Genomic DNA, 19,818 nt, shown 5'->3' with positions numbered 1-19,818 from the left:
CAACGTCGGTTGGTGAAGAAATATTGTACTAAGTGGCAATTTTTTGTTGCTTAGTACGTTTTTTATATTCACTTACGTATAACCTTGAAATAATTAAAATCCTATTTCTAAAGTTATAAAAATTTCTATAACCATAAGAGACACGCTTAATAAGCTTTATTTTATTGTTAATACCTTCAATTGGACCATTGGTCAAATGAGGATTTTGAATCGTATTTGAAATATAAGGTATATATTTTATGAGTGTGTTAATAACACGTTTGAGTCCATTTGAAATATTTAAACTCTTCGAACGTTGTAATGCTTCCTCTAATTGTTCAATGTTATTTGATCTTAGAGTTTCTAGAATATGATGTCCTGCTTCATACGTTAATTGGAATTCTTCATCAAAAGTTAACAAGAATTGTACTAAACTATACTGACTATGCCATGTATTAAAAAGTCTGAACGAGTGATAGTGGACTCTGTCTAATTCAATTGGAGATTTTAATAAAAGCTTCCAATACCGTTTTAATTTATTGTACTTGGGTTTTTCTCTAGTCTTAAAACTATTCATTGTTTTAACGCGACTGTGATTGATTTCACGGTTAACCGCTTGAACAATATGAAAACGGTCTAAGATAATATCTGCATTGGGAAATAATGATTGAATTAGCGACATGTATGGTGGATACATATCAATAGAAACACTTTTAACTCCTTCACGCTGCTTTCTTGAGAATCTTAAAAAGTATTCTTCCAACTTGAACTTACGTCGATCTGGCAAGATATCAATAATATCATGCGTGATACTATCACAGTATATAAAGCTCATAGAGCTGTCGACATCATTAGTTGACTTAAATTCATCAAAGGATAAATGTTGGGGCAATATATCACTAGGTTGTGTTTTTACTGCTTCCCCTAGGTCTTTCAAATACCGATGAACAGTTGAAGGTGAAACTAAAACACTATTCGCTATATCTTTTTCAGATATGACAGTGGCGAGCTTTCTCGTCACCATTAGTTTTACGTCATTAGAAATTGTACAACGCGGTTCTATATATGGTGTTTTAGCCGTAAAAGTTTGACCACAAGCTTTACAATAGAAGCGTTGCTTTTTTAACACAAGATAACTAGGCCTTTCAAGAATAAGCCCCATATACACTCTTGTACTGCGAAAGCCATTTTTAATAACTGTGTGTTGCTCATTCTTGATACCACAACACTCACAACCTTTAGGTTGATAAGTTAAAACCCCTTTATAAAACAATGATTGAACGTTCTTGAAGGTTTGAATACCTAAACATTCAGTGATTTTTAAATTTGATACTTTTATTCCAATCATTTCTGATATATCATTATACATAGGCACGAATATCTCTCCTTAATTTGTTGGTTTTGTCACTTACAATTATAGAGATATTTGTGCTATTTTTGAATTTAAAACAAAAATAACGGCCAGTGAAAAACTCACCAACCGTTAAAAGTATAGAACCTAAAAAAGGTGTCGTGCGAATGGTTTGTAACTATTCGCTCGGCACCTTTGATGTTTAAAGTGAATATGCGGTAGGATAAATGCAATGGACGTTATTTAACAATGTGCGTCCCATGCACTTCTTGAAATGGAAATAATGCTAATAAATCCTCTAAATTGTCGGCATTCAAGCCGCCCCCAGGCATAATTTCAATCCGACCTTGTGATTGACGCACCCATTTCGCTAATTGCGTGACATTGTCAAACAAATCCGTATCTGCTGGTCCGCCGTGGGTTAATAATCGTTTTACGCCAAGATCAATCAGTTGTTGTAATGCTTTTGACTGGCCTGCGGGATGAATCGAATCAAAAGCCATATGACACACGACGGGTACAGGGGCTGCAGTCTGAATTAATGTTTTCATTTGAAATAGATTTAACGTCTGTTCAGTCGTCAAACAACCAAAAACAAAATAATCTACGCCTAACGTTTTGAGTTGTTCGATATCAATGCGCATACATTCAAGTTCGTACCAATGATAGACAAATGATCCGCCACGTGGGCGAATCATCACAGCAAGTTCTGCATGATACAAGGTACACAGTTCACGTGCGATTTTTACCATGCCGAAACTTGGAGTGGTTCCTTTTTCAATCATATTATCACAAAGCTCAATGCGATGTGCTCCAGCTTTAAGTTTTTCTTCGACTTCTAGCAAGGTTGATGCAACAGCTTCTTTAATCATTTCTCATAACCTGATAATACTTCGAAACCTTGCTCAGTCACTAAAATATCATCTTCAATACGAACACCTGCAACACCAGGCACATAAATACCCGGTTCTATTGTGAGTACCATCCCTGGTTCTAACGGATTTTGATTGGTACTAGAGATATCTTGATATTCATGTGCTTCAAGTCCTAAACCATGACCTAGGCGATGTGGGAAGTAGTCACCATATCCAGCATCAGTAATAATGCCTCGTGCGATGTCATCTAATTCTCGTATCGTAACACCGGGTTGGATATGTTTTATTGCGGCTTGTTCTGCTTCTAACACAATATTATAAATCTTTTCCGCTTCAGAATGAGGTTGACCAAATGCAACGGTACGCGTGATGTCACTACAATAATGGTTATAAACAACGCCTAAATCAAACAGGACAAATTCATCCTTTTTCAGGCGACGCTCACCTGGTGTACCATGAGGTGCGGCAGCGTGATCACCAAATAAAACCATCGTATCAAAACTCATTTGATCGACACCGAAAGCTTTGATTTCATTTTCGATATGATTGACAACTTCTCTTTCTGTCACGCCTTCTTTTAAAAATGCAACACCAATTTCTAAACATTTATCAGCGAGTTTTGCCGCTTCTCTTAATGTGTCTATCTCTTGTGATGTCTTAATATTACGCAATTGACGAATGACTGGATCCGCAGCACCAAACGTTTCGACTGAAAAGGCTTGTTGCAATGCGTGGTATCGTTGAACAGTTAAATGATTCTCTTCGATAAGGAGTGTTGGGTACACTTCTCGATGTTGTTCGAATGGGTCTTCAGTATCCAAATAACCAATAATTTGTCCTTCAAAAGGGGATGCTTTGACTTCTTCTACTTCCAATTGTGGGCAGAATAAAATCTGTTGCCCATCCGCTTTAACTAATAATGCAAATAAACGTTCATGAGGTTCTGATTTATAACCTGTGAAATAGAAGATGTTAATGGGATTGGAGACCCAAACGGCATCGGCCTGTTCCTTTTTTAATGTTTGAACGAGTTGTTCTATTTTTGACATAAAAACGCCTCCTTTATGATTCATTATTATTTTAAGACAGCATATTTAAGAATGTAAAGCGAAGGGAAAAATGTTTGAAGGTAAGGAGAGCTAACAAAAACAAAAATGATGCTCAATTGAGAGTTAAATGGAGTCGTTTTAAAGCTTTTTTCGAATTTATCGCTCAGCCATCGTTTGTTTGTGCGCATGCGTAAAATTTTAATTTTTAGATTTATGAAGATGATACTGTTAATATAAAAATGGAATAAGCATCAAACATGATGAAGGAGGATACACGATGAAATTATCATTTCACGGTCAAGCCACAGTATATTTTGAAGCCAATGGAAAAACGGGAATTATTGACCCGTTTATCACAGGAAATGAACTATCAGATTTAGATGTTGACAACTTAAAGGTAGACTATATTATTTTGACGCATGGGCATGAGGATCATTTTGGTGACACGATTGAGATTGCTAAACGTAATCAGGCTACAGTGATCGGTACTGCAGAAGTTGCGAACTATTTATCAACGCATGAAGGCATCCAAAATGTCCACCCGATGAATATTGGTGGGAAATGGCAATTTGATTTTGGTGTATTAAAATTTGTTCAAGCGTTTCATAGTTCAAGTTTAATGAATAAAGAAGGGATTCCGATTTATTTAGGAATGCCGATGGGCGTACTACTCGAATTAGAGGGGACAACAGTGTATCATACGGGAGACACAGCGCTATTTAGTGATATGAAACTGATTGCGGACCGCCATCCTGTTGATGTATGTTTCGTTCCAATCGGTGATAACTTTACAATGGGAATTGAGGATGCAAGTTATGCGATTAATACGTTGATTCAGCCTAAAATTACTGTGCCTATTCATTATGATACCTTCCCTTTGATTAAACAAGATCCGAACGCGTTTAAAGCATTGGTGAATGTCGGGGAAGTTCAAATATTAAAGCCTGGTGAATCAGTCGAGTTATAATTTTCATTTTAAGTAAAAGCGTCAGAAAGCCAAATTTTGAAATGATGGATGCGTTCAATGATGAGCTTGTTCAAATGAGCAAGGTCGTTAATCCATGTTTTTGTAATGAACGCATTTAACCTTTATCCATGAAGGATGTGTCTCTAAAGTTAAACGTTTTTGTTTTACTTTTAGAGATGACAACAGGATAAAGGTTTTTTTATGTAAAAAATCGAGTTATCAAAATTTGATCATGATTCCTCATGTCCTTGTTTTCTAAGTCTATTAAACATCCCTATAACATGCGTTCATTGCGGGGGATGAAGGGTTTCGAATTCATTCTTACCAATTGTTCATCATCGTTAAGTTCACTCAGATATGAGAATCTTTCACTGTGATCCTTTTTATTATTCATTTCACATGCATAAGATTGGTTGGTATGACGAGTTATCATTTCGCATTACGATTTGAAACACGTTATAATAAAAGAATAAACATAAAATCAACATCAATTGTTATGAAGTGACAAATTAGGGGATTTTAAAGCAAACATCGTTCAATTAAAAGGGGGCTTTTACAAACACACACGTATAAGACTGCGATAGCACGTGTTGTGTTGATTACGACATAATAATAGAGGGAGACACATGACAAAGCACGAACAAATCATTAAACATATAGAATCATTATCAGTAGGTCAAAAAATATCAGTACGTAAAATTGCGAAAGATTTAGATGTTTCTGAAGGGACAGCCTATAGAGCAATAAAAGATGCGAGTCAACGCGGATTAGTTGCGACCATAGACCGTGTAGGGACGGTGCGAATTGAAAAAAAAGCACGAACGCATGTTGAACATCTCACATTTGGTGAGATTGCCAAAATTGTGGATGGCCATTTAATTGGCGGTAAAGGGGGACAATTCAATTCGCTGACAAAGTTTGCGATTGGTGCCATGGAAGTGGATAATGTCGTCAATTACGTTTCTAAAAATACATTACTTATTGTTGGAAATCGTTTGGATGTACAAAAGGCAGCGCTTGAAAGGGGCAGCGCTGTATTGATCACGGGCGGATTTGATACAACCGATGAAATTAAAAAAATGGCAGATGAACAAAATCTGCCTATCATATCATCTAATTATGATACATTTATGGTTGCAAACATTATTAATAGAGCGATGTACAATCAAATGATAAAGAAAGAGATTTTAGTTGTAGAAGACATCGTCATTCCTATTGCGCAAACGTCATATTTGAATGAAGAAATGACTGTTGCGGATGTCGGTAAAAAAGCACGTGAAACGTCACATTCACGATTTCCAATTGTCGACGATGATAACAAGTTATCCGGATTGATTACGAGTAAGGATATCATTGGCAAAGATTTAAATGAAAAGCTTTACAAAGTCATGACGAAACCTGCAATTAGTGTTCAATTGAATACCACAGTGGCCAGTTGTGCACATTTGATGATATGGGAGGGCATCGAATTATTGCCTGTGACAGATCATCAAAAACGATTAGTCGGTGTGATTACAAGAGAAGACGTGTTGAAGGCGATGCAAATTGTAGGCCGACAACCTCAAGTGGGCGAAACCATTAACGATCAAGTCGCCAAACATATTGAAATTAGAAATCAACAAATCATGGTTGAAATTACCCCGCAATTAACAAATCAATTTGGTACGTTGAGTAAATCTGTATCAGTGGCTATCATTGAAGAGACGATTAAGACTGTTATGCGTAAGTATAAAAAATTAGAAGTCATGATAGAGAGTTTAAACATATTTTATATTCGAACAGTACAAATTGAGAGCGAAGTGGAAGTACATTATACGATTTTAGATATGGGACGAAACTTTGCGAAATTAGAAGTGACAATGATCAGTGCCAATCAGCCTGTTGCTAAGGCACTCATTATGTGTCAATTATTAGATCATTAAGGAGTGAGTCAATGACTTTATTTCAAGAGATACAGCAACAAATTCAACAATACGATCATATTATTATTCATAGACATGTACGACCTGATCCGGATGCTTTAGGATCACAATTTGGCTTGAAAGCATACCTTACTGCCAAATATCCTGAAAAGCACGTTTATGCAGTTGGAACGGAAGAACCTTCACTCGCATTTATGGGCACATTCGATACGATTGATGCTGATCAGTATGAAAATGCATTAGTGATTGTGTGTGATACGGCAAATGCTGCGAGAATTGATGATTCGCGATACGCGTTAGGAAACGGACTGATTAAAATAGATCATCATCCCCCGGTTGATCAATATGCACAAATCAACTATGTAGATGAGACAGCTTCGTCAACGAGTGAAATTATATTTGATATGATTCAAGATGCAGGTGACATCGCACTGATGAATAAAACGATAGCGACGAGTTTATATCTAGGGATTGTTGGTGATACAGGACGTTTTTTATTTAGTAATACAACTTCCAAAACAATGGCAATTGCGAGCCAATTATTAAATTATGATATACAACATCACCAACTGCTTAACCAACTGGGTGAGAAAGAGCCACGTTTAATGCCGTTTCAAGGTTATGTTTTACAAAATTTTGAGCTGTTTGATGACGGTTTTTGCCAAGTTAAAATTACTGCGGATGTGCTTGAACAATATCAACTTCGCGCGAATGAAGCTTCATTGTTCGTCAACACGATTGCGGATTTAAAAGGTTTAAAAATATGGGTTTTTGCAGTTGATGAAGGTGAAGAAATCCGTTGTCGCATCCGCTCTAAAAACAAGACGATTAATGATGTGGCAGCAGACTTTGGTGGGGGTGGACACCCGAATGCATCTGGGGTATCGGTTCGAACTTGGAAAGACTTTGATCAGCTCGTCCAAACGTTACGCCAAAAATTATAAAAATTTAAAGAAGGTGAGAGACGATGGTTGCACATTTAAATATTCATACGGCCTATGATCTTTTAAATTCAAGCGTAACGATTAAAGGTGCAGTCCAACGTGCAAAAGATTTAGGATATTCAGCCATCGCCATCACCGACTTGAATGTGATGTATGGCGTGCCTCAATTTTATGATGAATGTGTTCAAAAAGGGATAAAGCCATTACTTGGTATAACGGTTTACCTTACAGATCAGCTCAATGTGTTAGAAACGGTCGTTATTGCTAAAAACAATGATGGATTACAAAATTTATTTAAATTGTCCTCTGAGATTAAGGTGAAAGGGTTAAAACATGTGTCTATTTATGAAATGAAAGCCATGTTAAAAAACACTGTTGTTATTTTTAAAAAGATGACGATGCAAGAGAAACACTGGATAGAAGAAATGCCTGAAGAGACATCTTGTTTTGTCGACCACCGATCTGACGCAGATGGCCCGCTTCCACATGTTTTTATGGAGGCGGCGTATTATGAGGAACCAGCGGATAGGGACGCGTTAAAAGTGCTTCACGCGATTCGTGATAACACAAAAGTTAATTTAGTTGAAACCAATGAACCCCCGTCGCAACATATTAAGGAAATAGATACGACATACAATCAAGCGTGGCTTCATCGCACAGAGGACATTGCGGCGATGTGTGATGCACACTTGATTTATCATCAGGCTTTATTGCCTGAATTTAAGACACCGGATGATCGCTCGGCAAATGATTATTTATGGTCTGAATTGCAACGTGCGTTAGTCGATTTTGGATTGACGACGACGCGCTATCGTGAACGACTTCAATATGAGTATGAGGTAATCACACAAATGGGCTACGCTGATTATTTCCTCATAGTTAGTGATTTAATTCGTTACGCAAAATCGAACGGTGTCATGGTGGGGCCAGGACGGGGATCATCTGCGGGTTCATTAGTGAGCTATTTATTAAATATTACGACGATTGATCCTTTGCAATACGATTTGCTATTTGAACGTTTTTTAAATCCTGAACGTGTGACGATGCCTGATATTGACATCGACTTCGAAGATACACAACGAGAAAAAGTGATTCAATACGTTCAAGAAAAGTATGGGGATTATCGTGTCGCAGGTATAGTGACATTTGGCCATTTACTGGCTAAAGCAGTGGCTCGTGATGTTGGAAGGGTGATGGGTTTTGACGAAACAACCTTAAGTGAAGCGTCAAAATTAATACCGAGTAAATTAGGGGTCACTTTGGATGAGGCCTACTCGAATGAACGCTTTAAAGCTTTTGTACACCGCAATTATCGCCATGAAAAATGGTTTGAATTCTGTAAAAAATTAGAAGGACTACCACGGAACACTTCGACACATGCTGCGGGTGTGATTGTGAATGACCAACCTTTATTTGAATCAATTCCACTGACAGAAGGTGAAACGGGTTTATTGACGCAATGGACGATGACGGAAGCCGAACGCATTGGTTTGTTAAAAATCGACTTTCTTGGATTGCGAAATTTAACCATTATTCACCAGATTATTAAACAAGTGAAGCGTGACTTGCATGTGGACATTGATATGGAAGCAATCCCATTTAATGATAAAGCTGTATTTGATCTGTTGTCACGCGGGGACACGACAGGCATATTTCAACTGGAATCAGAAGGGGTTCGTCGCGTCTTACAAAAGTTAAAGCCCGAGCATTTTGAAGATATTGTTGCGGTGACATCATTATATCGTCCTGGACCTATGGAAGAAATCCCTACATATATTCGACGGCGCCATGATCCTGGACAAGTGCGTTACCTTCATCCTGATCTAGCACCCATTTTGCAACGAACTTATGGCGTAATCATCTATCAAGAACAAATTATGCAAATTGCGAGCCGTTTTGCGGGCTTTACATATGGGGAAGCCGACATTTTAAGACGTGCGATGAGTAAAAAGAATAGAGAAGTGTTATTGAGTGAACGTCAACATTTTATCGATGGTGCTAAAGAAAAGGGATATATGGAATCAATCAGCGGACAAATATTTGATTTAATTTTAAAATTTGCCGACTATGGCTTTCCTCGCGCGCATGCAGTGAGTTATTCAAAAATTGCTTATACCATGGCGTATTTAAAAGTACACTATCCTACATATTTTTATGCGAATATCTTAAGTAATGTGATCGGTAACGAAACGAAAACGCGTCAAATGATTCATGAGTCAAAACAGCAGCGTATAAAAATTCATGGCCCCCACATCAATAAAAGTCAGTGGCGCTATGTCGCAACGAAAGAGGGCGTATACATTTCATTAGGTGCGATTAAAGGTGTGGGTTATCAAAGTGTTCAAACCATTGTACGAGAACGACATGAAAATGGTGAGTATAAAGACTTTTTTGATTTTTGTAAACGTATTCCGGGACGCGTTCGTACAAGACGTTTTCTGCAAGCTTTGATTTTTACTGGTGCGATGGATTGTTTCGGTCGAAATCGTGCGACATTATTACAATCCATTGATAAGGTTTCGGATAGTGAAATGAATATCGACATTCATTTTGTTGAAGCTTTTTCAACACCTAAACAGGAGTACAAAGAGGTTAAAGAAATTCCGGATCAACAATTAAGTGATTATGAAAAGCAGTACCTCGGTTTTTATGTGTCCACACACCCTGTTGAGAAGCTGTTTTTAAGCAAGCAATACTTAGGGATTTTTTCATTAAATTCACAGGCAGAACGACAACCTATTTTAATCACGTTAGATCAAGTTCGTGTCATACGTACAAAACAAGGTCAACAGATGGCATTTGTAGAATTGAATGACGGTCTACAAACGATGGATGGCGTCATTTTCCCAAAAGTTTATCAACAGCTTTCCGAGAAGTTGGAGGCCGGTCAAATTTATATTGTGTGGGGAAAATTTGAAGAAAGAAAGGCACAGCAACAACTTATAATAGATCAGCTGAGTACATTAGCGGTTTTTGAAGCGAAGAAGCGGGAAGCAACTCAAAAAATTGTCATTAGAGAAGGCCTCACGGATGACCTTCAAGCACGTTTTTTAACTCAAACCCAACAGAGTGGCATCGCTGTATACCAATACATTCAAGCGAGCAATCAATTTCTGTTTAAAGGGTATCTCGCGTCGCCAGAGCAGCAACTGGACCTGTTATTAAAATCGATTGAACCCGCGCATATCCGTTTGTTATAATGATATGGAATTTTAGCGCCAAAGATAGAATGAAAGCGTTAAACGTTATTTTGATATGCCATGATTATGTGCTATAGTATAATGGCGATTAATAGAGGACACTTTTAAAAGTTGGAATTTGGAAACGGGAGATGATCATGAATGTCCTTAAGAGATGATGCGCTACAAATGCATAAAGAAAATCAAGGTAAGTTAGCAGTTTGTCCTAAAGTTAAAGTGACAAACAAGGAGGAATTAAGTTTAGCTTATTCTCCTGGTGTGGCTGAACCTTGTAAAGATATCCATGAAAGACCAAGTCGAGTTTATGACTATACTATGAAAAGCAATACGGTTGCAGTCATATCTGATGGAACAGCCGTTCTTGGATTAGGCAATATTGGTGCCGAGGCAAGTATTCCAGTAATGGAAGGAAAAGCCGTGCTGTTCAAAAGTTTTGCGGGTGTCGATGCGATCCCTCTCTCGCTTGCGACAACGGATACAGAAGAAATTATTCGGACAGTTAAGTTACTTGAACCCAATTTTGGTGGGGTGAACTTAGAAGATATTTCAGCACCCCGTTGTTTTGAAATTGAAAAACGCTTGAAGAAAGAAGCAAAAATTCCAGTTTTTCATGATGATCAACACGGAACAGCCATTGTGACTGTGGCAGGCTTGATTAATGCACTACGCATTGTTAATAAAGATTTAGCCAATATTAAGGTCGTCCTTAACGGGGCAGGGGCTGCAGGTATAGCAATCGTAAAATTACTCTATTCATACGGTGTCCGCCATATGATTATGTGTGACTCAAAAGGTGCGATTTATGAAGGTCGTCCACATGGCATGAATGATACGAAAGCGACAGTTGCGAAATGGACGAATCGAGATAAAATAGAAGGTAAACTGACTGACGTCGTTAAAGGTGCAGATGTATTTATTGGGGTTTCTGTTGCAGATGCATTGACTGAAGAAATGGTACAGTCAATGAACGACGATGCAATTATTTTTGCCATGGCTAATCCAAATCCTGAAATCACTCCTGATAAAGCAAAACGTGCAGGTGCACGCGTGATTGGTACAGGTCGCTCTGACTTTCCAAACCAAATCAACAATGTGTTAGCATTTCCGGGGATCTTCCGTGGTGCTTTAGATGTCCGTGCGACACATATTAATGAAGATATGAAACGTGCTGCTGTGGAAGCGATTGCTAATTTAATCACGGAAGAAGAACGCGATGCGGATTACGTGATTCCTGGTCCATTTGATTATCGTGTTGCACCTTCAGTAGCGAGAGAAGTGGCTCGCGCTGCGATGGAATCGGGTGTTGCACGTATTGAAGTCGACCCGGATAAAGTGTATGATAAGACTTTATCACTCACGGATTTAAAGAAATCAAATTAACTTGATTGCCGATGGTTAAGTGGAGGTAATAGAGATGTTTAAAGACTTTTTTAATCGTAATTCGAAAAAGAAAAAGTATGTTACGGTTCAAGATTCGAAGCAAAATGAAGTTCCTGAAGGCATTATGACGAAATGCCCTAACTGTAAAAAAATCATGTATACAAAAGAATTAACTGAAAATTTAAATGTATGTTTTAATTGCGATCATCATATTCAACTCTCAGCATACGGTCGTATAGAGGCAATTGCCGATAAAGGAACTTTTGAAGAATTCGATAAAGGGATGACCTCTGCGAATCCATTAAACTTTCCTAGTTATGAAGAAAAGATAGAAAAAGACCAAGAAAAAACCGGGTTAAATGAAGCAATTGTAACGGGTACGGCTGAATTAAACGGCATTAAATTCGGTGTCGGTGTTATGGATGCACGTTTTAGAATGGGGAGTATGGGATCTGTTGTAGGTGAAAAGATTTGCCGGATTGTGGATTATTGTACGGAGCAACGTCTACCGTTTGTATTGTTCACTGCGTCAGGGGGGCACGGATGCAAGAAGGGATAATTTCATTGATGCAAATGGCCAAAACAAGCGTCTCCCTCGAACGCCATTCTGAGGCAGGTTTGTTGTTCATTTCTTATATGACTCATCCGACAACGGGCGGTGTTTCTGCGAGTTTTGCATCAGTAGGTGATATCAACTTGGCAGAACCTAAGGCGCTGATTGGTTTTGCAGGACGACGCGTCATAGAACAAACCATTAATGAAAAATTACCCGATGATTTCCAAACGGCTGAATTTTTATTAGAACATGGTCAACTGGATAAAGTTGTACATCGTAGTGAAATGAAACAAACATTGGCGACGTTATTTGATATGCATCGTGAGGTGGAAAAATAATGCTTGATTTTGAAAAACCGATTCAGGATATTCAAACGAAAATTGATTCACTTAAAGAAACCCAAGCTAAAAATGATGTGGATTTATCAGATGAAATTGAGATGCTTGAAGCGGCGTTGCAAACTGAAAAAGAAAAAATATATACATCCCTAAAGCCATGGGATCGTGTACAAATTGCGCGCTTGCCAGAAAGACCGACTGTTTTGGATTACATTCCTTATATTTTTGATCACTTCATTGAATTACATGGAGATCGAAACTTTAGAGATGACCCTGCAATTGTTGGTGGCCTCGCTTATTTTAATGGTCAGCCTGTCACAGTCATTGGTCAACAGCGGGGGAAAGATACAAAGGATAATATTTATCGCAATTTTGGTATGGCACATCCGGAAGGTTATCGTAAAGCATTGAGACTAATGAAAGAAGCTGAAAAATTCAACCGTCCTATCTTTACTTTTATCGATACGAAAGGAGCCTACCCTGGTAAAGCTGCCGAAGAACGTGGGCAGAGTGAATCCATCGCCCGTAATTTAATATCAATGGCGTCACTAACGGTGCCTATCATCTCTATTGTGATTGGTGAAGGCGGCAGTGGGGGTGCGCTCGGTTTAGGTGTGAGCAATCGTCTACTGATGTTAGAAAATAGTACATACTCTGTGATTTCGCCTGAAGGGGCAGCGGGTATTTTATGGAAAGATAGCGCATTAGCTAAAATCGCTGCTGAAACAATGAAAATCACATCATATGACTTGTTAGAATTGAACGTCATCGATGAGGTCGTTAAAGAACCTTTGGGCGGTGCACATCATGATGTCGAAAGACTTGCTAAACGAATTAAGCAAAAATTCGAGAAGCATTTGGAAGCATTTCAACATATGACGCCTGCTGATATCAAAGCCGATCGTTTTGAAAAGTTTCGAAACATTGGTTCATATGTAGAATAGCACATTTAATAAAATTGAAAATTGACAGGGAGGGCACAAAACCTACCCTTTCTTTAAACGAGGCTTGTTCAAGTGTTGATACATTTGACCAAGTCTTTTTTAGATTTGTCTTAAACTAAAGGCGCATCTTTGAAAATATGAGATAGTGTGTAGGACAAAGGATAGGGTGGATTTAACAATTGAAGGGAGATTCAAAAGGGGAATTGTGCAAAAATCACAACATACGATGCGTAATAAACCTGAGTAAAATAGCCGGATACGCAATGAGAGGGATTTACATTTGAGGAGGATAAGCTGTATGAAAGTGCTATGAAAACTTGGAATATGGCGGATTGATGAATATATGAGAATAAACCGTTTTCATTTACTTTTGTCTCTTTTTTTGATGGAATGCATGATGAAATTGTGGTATTTTTAACATAACAACTATGCAAGAAAGGGTATGTCTACATGAAAAAAATTGCAGTTTTAACAAGTGGCGGAGATTCTCCAGGGATGAATGCGGCAATTCGAGCGGTTGTGCGAAAAGCGATTTATCACAATATTGAGGTTTATGGTGTTTATCAAGGATATTTAGGGCTCATTAACGATGATATTCACAAATTAGAGTTGGGTTCTGTTGGTGACACGATTCAACGTGGCGGAACATTTTTATACTCAGCGCGTTGCCCAGAGTTTAAAGAAAAAGAAGTGCGTGAAAAAGGCATTAAAAACCTTAGAAAACGGGGCATTGAAGGTCTCGTTGTTATCGGTGGTGACGGAAGTTATCGTGGTGCACAACGTATTAGTGAAGAGTGTAAAGAGATTCAAACGATTGGAATCCCTGGTACAATAGATAATGATATTAATGGGACAGATTTTACGATTGGTTTCGATACAGCATTAAATACGATTATAGAATCCGTTGACAAAATTCGTGATACGGCTTCTAGTCATGCACGTACTTTTATTATTGAGGTAATGGGACGTGATTGTGGTGATTTAGCACTATGGTCAGGGTTGGCAGTGGGTGCTGAAACAATTATTTTGCCTGAGACAGAAACGGACATCAAAGATATTGCTGAAAAAATCCAACACGGTATTGACCGAGGTAAAAAACATTCTATTATTATCGTTGCTGAAGGTTGTATGACAGGAGATATGTGTGCATCAGAATTGACGAAATATATTAACGTTGACGCTCGAGTATCTGTACTCGGACACATTCAGCGTGGTGGTAGCCCAACTGGAATGGATCGTGTATTGGCATCACGTTTAGGGGGCTACGCTGTGGAGTTATTGCTTGAAGGTGAAACAGCAAAAGGTGTTGGCATTCAAAACAATCAATTAACTGCGACGCGTTTTGATGACATTTTCAGCGCATCGGAACGTCCGATTAATCAACGTATGTTGAGTTTAACGAAAGAATTATCCATATAATTTAGGGGGCATTTTCAATGAAAAAAACTAAAATCGTTTGTACGATTGGACCAGCATCAGAGTCAGAAGTGATGTTAGAAAAGTTAATGAAAGCAGGGATGAATGTTGCACGATTAAACTTTTCTCATGGCTCTCACGATGAACATGCGGCACGTATACGTTCAATTCGTAAAATAGCGAAAAAGTTAGAAAAGAATATCGGTATCTTACTCGATACGAAAGGGCCTGAAATTCGGACACACAACATGAAAGATGGTGTGATTACGCTAGAAAAAGGGACACACGTCACGATTAGCATGCATGAAGTGGAAGGGACACCAGAAAAATTCTCAGTTACTTATGATCAGTTAATCAATGATATCGAAGTCGGTTCATTTATTCTTTTAGACGATGGTCTCATCGAATTAAAAGTCGCGTCCATCGATTATGATGCCGGTGAAGTCTATTGTGATGTATTAAATACTGGAGAATTAAAAAATAAAAAAGGGGTCAACTTACCGGGCGTACGTGTTAATTTACCTGGTATTACAGAAAAAGATGCGGAAGACATTCGCTTTGGTATTCAACAAGATGTGGACTTCATTGCGGCGAGTTTTGTTCGACGTGCTAGCGATGTGTTAGAAATCCGGAAAATTTTAGAAGAAGAAGGCAATAACACCATCAGCATCATTCCTAAAATCGAAAACCAAGAAGGTATTGAAAACATCGATGAAATCTTGGAAGTTTCTGATGGATTAATGGTTGCAAGGGGAGATATGGGGGTAGAAATCCCACCTGAAGCAGTACCTATCGTACAAAAAGATTTAATCCGTAAATGTAACAAATTAGGTAAACCGGTCATTACGGCAACACAAATGCTAGATTCAATGCAACGTAATCCACGTGCAACACGCGCAGAAGCATCAGATGTGGCAAATGCGATTTATGATGGTACGGATGCAGTTATGCTCTCAGGAGAGACCGCTGCCGGCGCTTATCCTGAAGAAGCAGTTAAAGCGATGCATGATATTGCAGTTGCAGCAGAACAAGCACAAGACTATAAAAAATTATTATCAGATCGGACTAAGCTTGTAGAAACTTCTCTTGTCAATGCGATTGGTGTATCCGCTGCACATACGGCATTGAATTTAAAAGTAAAAGCGATTGTGGCAGCAACAGAAAGTGGTATTACTGCACGTACTATTGCAAAATATCGTCCAAAATCGGATATTATTGCCGTCACGCCACGCGAAACGACTGCACGTCAATGTACACTCGTATGGGGGGTGTATCCTGTCGTTCGTCAAGGTAATTATTCTACTGATGAATTACTTAACAACGCAGTCGCTACAACGATTGAGAGTGAACGTGTTGAAAATGGTGATTTAATCATTATCATTGCAGGTGTGCCGACTGGAGAATCTGGTACGACAAACCTTATGAAGTTACATCTTGTGGGCGAGGATTTAGCAAGTGGTCAAGGTATTGGTCGCACTTCTGCATTTGGTCGTACAGTTGTTGTGAAAAATGCGGAAGAATTAAAAGGTCGCCAGCTTGAACAAGCAGTGATTGTGACACCTTCAATAGACGAAGCGATTATTCCTTATTTAGATCAAGCGGTCGCATTGGTGACTGAAGAAGCAGGTCTCACTTCTTCAAGTGCCATTATTGGTTTAGAAAAAGGAATACCTACTGTTGTCGGTGTCGAAAATGTCATTGAAACAATTCCAGATGACATCCTTGTTACTGTTGATGCAGCACAAGGTAAAGTCTATGAAGGATACGCCAACGTTTTATAAAAGAAGCGTTGAACGATACATGTGATAAGCAAGCGATTCATACATTGAACTTAAATTGAGTCAATGATGAACGCCATAATGTGTGCATAGATCAAAAAAGCAGTCGAAATCATCTCGGCTGCTTTTTTGTACAATCATAGGGGGATGGAATGAATGTCGTCATTTCGCGTGCCCGTTTTCTGTACCAGTACATTTAAAAGTGTCGGAACACTGCTGTTAAAACGGATTTTAAGTTGAATCAAAGTACATCGATAGCCTTGCGAAACAATCATAAGACAAGCCCTTCATATCAATGTTAAAAACATTCGTTCTTATTATTATTTATGATAATGAATGCGAATGACTGCTGTATTATCGCAAAATTTTTCTTTTAAACATTCTAGAAAGCGCTTTACAACAGTGTTTGTGAAATTTATTAAAATAGATTTAGTTAAATATTATAAGATTATTCTGACATATGAAGGTTCTTAAAATGTTCACAAAACGTACGATATTGGCTATAATAGTATTTGAAAGCCATTACAAAGAATGAATACAATGTAAAGGGGAAATTCATATGGCAGAATTAGTGAGAGGCCTAGAAGGCATCATTGCAGCTGAAACGAAAATCAGTTCAATTATAGATAGCCAATTAACTTATGCAGGTTATGATATTGATGATTTAACTGAAAATGCAGAATTTGAAGAAATCATCTTTTTATTGTGGAATTACCGTTTACCAACAGAGCAAGAATTATCTGAATTAAAAGAAAAACTTTTTAAATATATGACTTTAAATCCAAAAATGTACAGTCATTTTGAGGCGTATACGACTGATCAAGTACACCCTATGACAGCCTTGCGAACATCAGTCTCTTTCCTCGCACATTTTGATGAAAATGCTGAAGATAATGGTGAAGCGGCATTACAAGAACGTGCGATTCGCATTCAAGCCAAAATCGCTTCACTTGTAACGTCTTTTGCAAGAGTGAGAGCAGGAAAAGAACCTGTTAAACCAGATCCTTCGCTTAGTTATGCGGCGAACTTCTTGTATATGCTGAGAGGTGAAAAACCATCAGATGTAGAAGTTGAAGGTTTTAATAAAGCCCTTATTCTTCATGCTGATCATGAATTGAATGCTTCAGCGTTTACTGCGCGATGCGCGGTTTCATCGTTATCAGACATGTATTCGGGTGTCACTGCAGCGGTCGCTTCACTAAAAGGGCCTTTACATGGTGGTGCAAATGAACGTGTGATGCGCATGTTGACTGAAATTGGTTCAGTTGAAAATGTTGATGCATATTTGAAAAAAGCATTTGAAAATAAAGATAAAGTGATGGGCTTTGGTCATCGCGTATATAAAAATGGTGATCCACGAGCTAAATATTTAAAAGAAATGAGTCAAAAAATAACGAATGAAACAGGACAAAGTGAACTGTTTGACGTCTCTGTTAAAATTGCTGAAGTCATGAAAAATGAGAAAGGTCTACTGCCAAATGTTGATTTTTACAGCGCGACAGTGTATCACAGCATGGGTATTGAACATGATCTGTTTACACCTATTTTCGCTGTAAGTCGGACAGCAGGTTGGACTGCGCATATTTTAGAGCAATTGAGAGACAACAGAATTATGCGTCCGCGTGCCACATACATTGGTGATGTGAATCGTAAATATGTTCCTATTGCGCAACGTTAATTATAGAAATCAATAATCAAATTTTTAATTTCGGAGGTATTTAACATGAGTGAAAAGATCGTAAAAACGGAGAGTGGCTTACAAGTCCCGAATCAACCTATAGTTCCATTTATTATTGGTGATGGTATCGGGCCAGATATTTGGAAAGCAGCAAGTCGTGTGATTGATGCGGCAGTTGAAAAAGCCTATAACGGTGACAAAAAAATTGCTTGGAAAGAAGTATTAGCAGGACAAAAAGCCTACGATCAAACAGGCGAATGGTTGCCTCAAGAAACTTTGGATACGATTAAAGAATATTTAATTGCAATCAAAGGTCCATTAACAACGCCAATTGGTGGCGGTATTCGCTCATTGAATGTGGCCTTACGTCAAGAATTAGACCTATTCAATTGTTTAAGACCTGTACGTTGGTTCAAAGGTGTGCCATCTCCGGTTAAGCATCCTGAAGAGACTGATATGGTCATTTTCCGTGAAAATACTGAAGATATTTATGCAGGAATTGAATTTAAAGAAGGCAGTGAAGAAGTTAAAAAAGTAATTGACTTCTTACAAAATGAAATGGGTGCGAAAAATATCCGCTTCCCTGAAACGTCTGGAATCGGTATTAAACCGGTATCGAAAGAAGGAACAGAGCGTCTTGTGCGTGCAGCGATTCAATATGCATTGGATAATAACCGTAAATCTGTAACGTTAGTACACAAAGGAAATATTATGAAATTTACAGAAGGTGCATTCAAACAATGGGGCTATGATTTAGCTGAAAATGAATTCGGTGATCAAGTATTCACATGGCAACAGTACGATCGTCTCGTAGAGGAAAAAGGTAAAGAAGCTGCTGATGCGATTCAAGAACAAGCTGAAAAAGACGGTAAAATTATTATTAAAGATTCTATCGCTGATATTTTCTTACAACAAATTTTAACACGTCCGGCTGAGCACGATGTCGTTGCGACAATGAACCTTAATGGTGACTATATTTCAGATGCATTGGCTGCTCAGGTAGGCGGTATCGGTATTGCACCAGGTGCAAACATTAACTCTGAAACAGGGCATGCTATTTTTGAAGCAACGCATGGTACAGCACCTAAATATGCAAACTTAGATAAAGTAAATCCATGTTCGGTATTATTATCTGGTGTGTTACTGTTAGAACATATCGGTTGGCAAGAAGCCGCAGATTTGATTACACATTCTGTTGAAAAAACAATCGAATCAAAAGTGGTGACATACGATTTTGCACGTTTGATGGAAGGTGCAACAGAAGTGAAAACGTCAGAGTTTGCGGATGCACTGATTAAAAATCTATAAGTCGTCAATATGAGGTAGGGTTGCGTGCCATACCGCATAAATCGATAAAAAGCTGATGATCCACTGAGGATGAATCAGCTTTTTATTTTGCTACGGGATTTCACTTTGTGACGTTTCAAATTGACGTGGATAG

The 19,818-nt window shown here is 38.3% G+C and carries 13 protein-coding genes and 1 pseudogene; 11 read left to right on the top strand and 3 right to left on the bottom strand.

Going from position 1 to position 19,818, the window contains the following annotated elements; translation table 11 throughout:
• Window positions 1-28: 28 nt before the first annotated feature.
• The 3 genes from B5P37_RS00820 to B5P37_RS00810 all read right to left on the bottom strand — a co-directional run bounded on the left by B5P37_RS00820 (window position 29) and on the right by B5P37_RS00810 (window position 3,254).
• Entirely contained in the window at window positions 29-1,348 is a 1,320-nt protein-coding gene (locus B5P37_RS00820; protein WP_085238388.1) for an ISL3 family transposase, read from the bottom strand.
• 221 nt (window positions 1,349-1,569) lie between these two features.
• Window positions 1,570-2,202: a copper homeostasis protein CutC gene (locus tag B5P37_RS00815; protein WP_085236182.1), complete on the bottom strand. Its 633-nt coding sequence runs from the start codon at window positions 2,200-2,202 to the stop codon at window positions 1,570-1,572.
• Window positions 2,199-3,254, bottom strand: a complete 1,056-nt coding sequence (locus B5P37_RS00810) for a M24 family metallopeptidase (RefSeq protein ID WP_085236180.1) — start codon at window positions 3,252-3,254, stop codon at window positions 2,199-2,201. The genes B5P37_RS00815 and B5P37_RS00810 overlap by 4 nt, the downstream gene beginning before the upstream one ends.
• A 277-nt stretch (window positions 3,255-3,531) precedes the next feature.
• Between B5P37_RS00810 and B5P37_RS00805 the strand changes: the two genes are divergently transcribed.
• From B5P37_RS00805 to icd, 11 genes and pseudogenes are all read left to right on the top strand, one after another.
• Window positions 3,532-4,221, top strand: coding sequence for a metal-dependent hydrolase (locus B5P37_RS00805; RefSeq protein ID WP_085236178.1), 690 nt, complete (start codon window positions 3,532-3,534; stop codon window positions 4,219-4,221).
• Window positions 4,222-4,847: 626 nt separating this feature from the next.
• Window positions 4,848-6,143: a DRTGG domain-containing protein gene (locus B5P37_RS00800; RefSeq protein WP_085236176.1), complete on the top strand. Its 1,296-nt coding sequence runs from the start codon at window positions 4,848-4,850 to the stop codon at window positions 6,141-6,143.
• Between the two features lie 11 nt (window positions 6,144-6,154).
• Window positions 6,155-7,087, top strand: a complete 933-nt coding sequence (locus B5P37_RS00795) for a DHH family phosphoesterase (RefSeq protein ID WP_085236174.1) — start codon at window positions 6,155-6,157, stop codon at window positions 7,085-7,087.
• 23 nt (window positions 7,088-7,110) lie between these two features.
• Window positions 7,111-10,287: a DNA polymerase III subunit alpha gene (locus B5P37_RS00790; protein WP_085236172.1), complete on the top strand. Its 3,177-nt coding sequence runs from the start codon at window positions 7,111-7,113 to the stop codon at window positions 10,285-10,287.
• A gap of 141 nt (window positions 10,288-10,428) precedes the next feature.
• The gene (gene ystJ / locus B5P37_RS00785; protein ID WP_085236170.1) at window positions 10,429-11,667 is read left to right on the top strand and encodes an NADP-dependent malic enzyme; all 1,239 of its coding nucleotides are present in this window, start codon (window positions 10,429-10,431) and stop codon (window positions 11,665-11,667) included.
• A gap of 34 nt (window positions 11,668-11,701) precedes the next feature.
• Window positions 11,702-12,561, top strand: a pseudogene (accD, locus tag B5P37_RS00780) (acetyl-CoA carboxylase, carboxyltransferase subunit beta).
• Window positions 12,561-13,505: an acetyl-CoA carboxylase carboxyltransferase subunit alpha gene (locus B5P37_RS00775; protein ID WP_085236168.1), complete on the top strand. Its 945-nt coding sequence runs from the start codon at window positions 12,561-12,563 to the stop codon at window positions 13,503-13,505. The pseudogene accD and the gene B5P37_RS00775 overlap by 1 nt, the downstream one beginning before the upstream one ends.
• A gap of 450 nt (window positions 13,506-13,955) precedes the next feature.
• Complete coding sequence (gene pfkA, locus B5P37_RS00770; protein WP_085236166.1) at window positions 13,956-14,924, top strand: 6-phosphofructokinase; 969 nt, start codon at window positions 13,956-13,958, stop codon at window positions 14,922-14,924.
• 17 nt (window positions 14,925-14,941) lie between these two features.
• A complete protein-coding gene (pyk, locus tag B5P37_RS00765; RefSeq protein WP_085236164.1) occupies window positions 14,942-16,702 on the top strand; it encodes a pyruvate kinase in 1,761 nt (586 codons plus the stop codon).
• Between the two features lie 556 nt (window positions 16,703-17,258).
• Window positions 17,259-18,377, top strand: coding sequence for a citrate synthase (locus tag B5P37_RS00760; RefSeq protein ID WP_085236162.1), 1,119 nt, complete (start codon window positions 17,259-17,261; stop codon window positions 18,375-18,377).
• A gap of 45 nt (window positions 18,378-18,422) precedes the next feature.
• Window positions 18,423-19,685 (top strand): NADP-dependent isocitrate dehydrogenase, encoded by a 1,263-nt coding sequence (gene icd / locus B5P37_RS00755; RefSeq protein ID WP_085236160.1) that lies wholly within the window; start codon window positions 18,423-18,425, stop codon window positions 19,683-19,685.
• Window positions 19,686-19,818: the final 133 nt, after the last annotated feature.

The sequence above is a fragment of the Staphylococcus lutrae genome (genome assembly GCF_002101335.1).
GTDB classification, from domain to species: domain Bacteria; phylum Bacillota; class Bacilli; order Staphylococcales; family Staphylococcaceae; genus Staphylococcus; species Staphylococcus lutrae.
Note: the sequence above shows the minus strand (reverse complement) of the source record. Positions and strands in the feature narration are given on the sequence as shown.

What these genes read in the sequence shown, in the direction of transcription:
- B5P37_RS00820 (WP_085238388.1), bottom strand. Translation starts at nt 1,348, where the DNA reads ATGTATAATGATATATCAGAAATGATTGGAATAAAAGTATCAAATTTA.
- B5P37_RS00815 (WP_085236182.1), bottom strand. Translation starts at nt 2,202, where the DNA reads ATGATTAAAGAAGCTGTTGCATCAACCTTGCTAGAAGTCGAAGAAAAA.
- B5P37_RS00810 (WP_085236180.1), bottom strand. Translation starts at nt 3,254, where the DNA reads ATGTCAAAAATAGAACAACTCGTTCAAACATTAAAAAAGGAACAGGCC.
- B5P37_RS00805 (WP_085236178.1), top strand. Translation starts at nt 3,532, where the DNA reads ATGAAATTATCATTTCACGGTCAAGCCACAGTATATTTTGAAGCCAAT.
- B5P37_RS00800 (WP_085236176.1), top strand. Translation starts at nt 4,848, where the DNA reads ATGACAAAGCACGAACAAATCATTAAACATATAGAATCATTATCAGTA.
- B5P37_RS00795 (WP_085236174.1), top strand. Translation starts at nt 6,155, where the DNA reads ATGACTTTATTTCAAGAGATACAGCAACAAATTCAACAATACGATCAT.
- B5P37_RS00790 (WP_085236172.1), top strand. Translation starts at nt 7,111, where the DNA reads ATGGTTGCACATTTAAATATTCATACGGCCTATGATCTTTTAAATTCA.
- ystJ (WP_085236170.1), top strand. Translation starts at nt 10,429, where the DNA reads ATGTCCTTAAGAGATGATGCGCTACAAATGCATAAAGAAAATCAAGGT.
- B5P37_RS00775 (WP_085236168.1), top strand. Translation starts at nt 12,561, where the DNA reads ATGCTTGATTTTGAAAAACCGATTCAGGATATTCAAACGAAAATTGAT.
- pfkA (WP_085236166.1), top strand. Translation starts at nt 13,956, where the DNA reads ATGAAAAAAATTGCAGTTTTAACAAGTGGCGGAGATTCTCCAGGGATG.
- pyk (WP_085236164.1), top strand. Translation starts at nt 14,942, where the DNA reads ATGAAAAAAACTAAAATCGTTTGTACGATTGGACCAGCATCAGAGTCA.
- B5P37_RS00760 (WP_085236162.1), top strand. Translation starts at nt 17,259, where the DNA reads ATGGCAGAATTAGTGAGAGGCCTAGAAGGCATCATTGCAGCTGAAACG.
- icd (WP_085236160.1), top strand. Translation starts at nt 18,423, where the DNA reads ATGAGTGAAAAGATCGTAAAAACGGAGAGTGGCTTACAAGTCCCGAAT.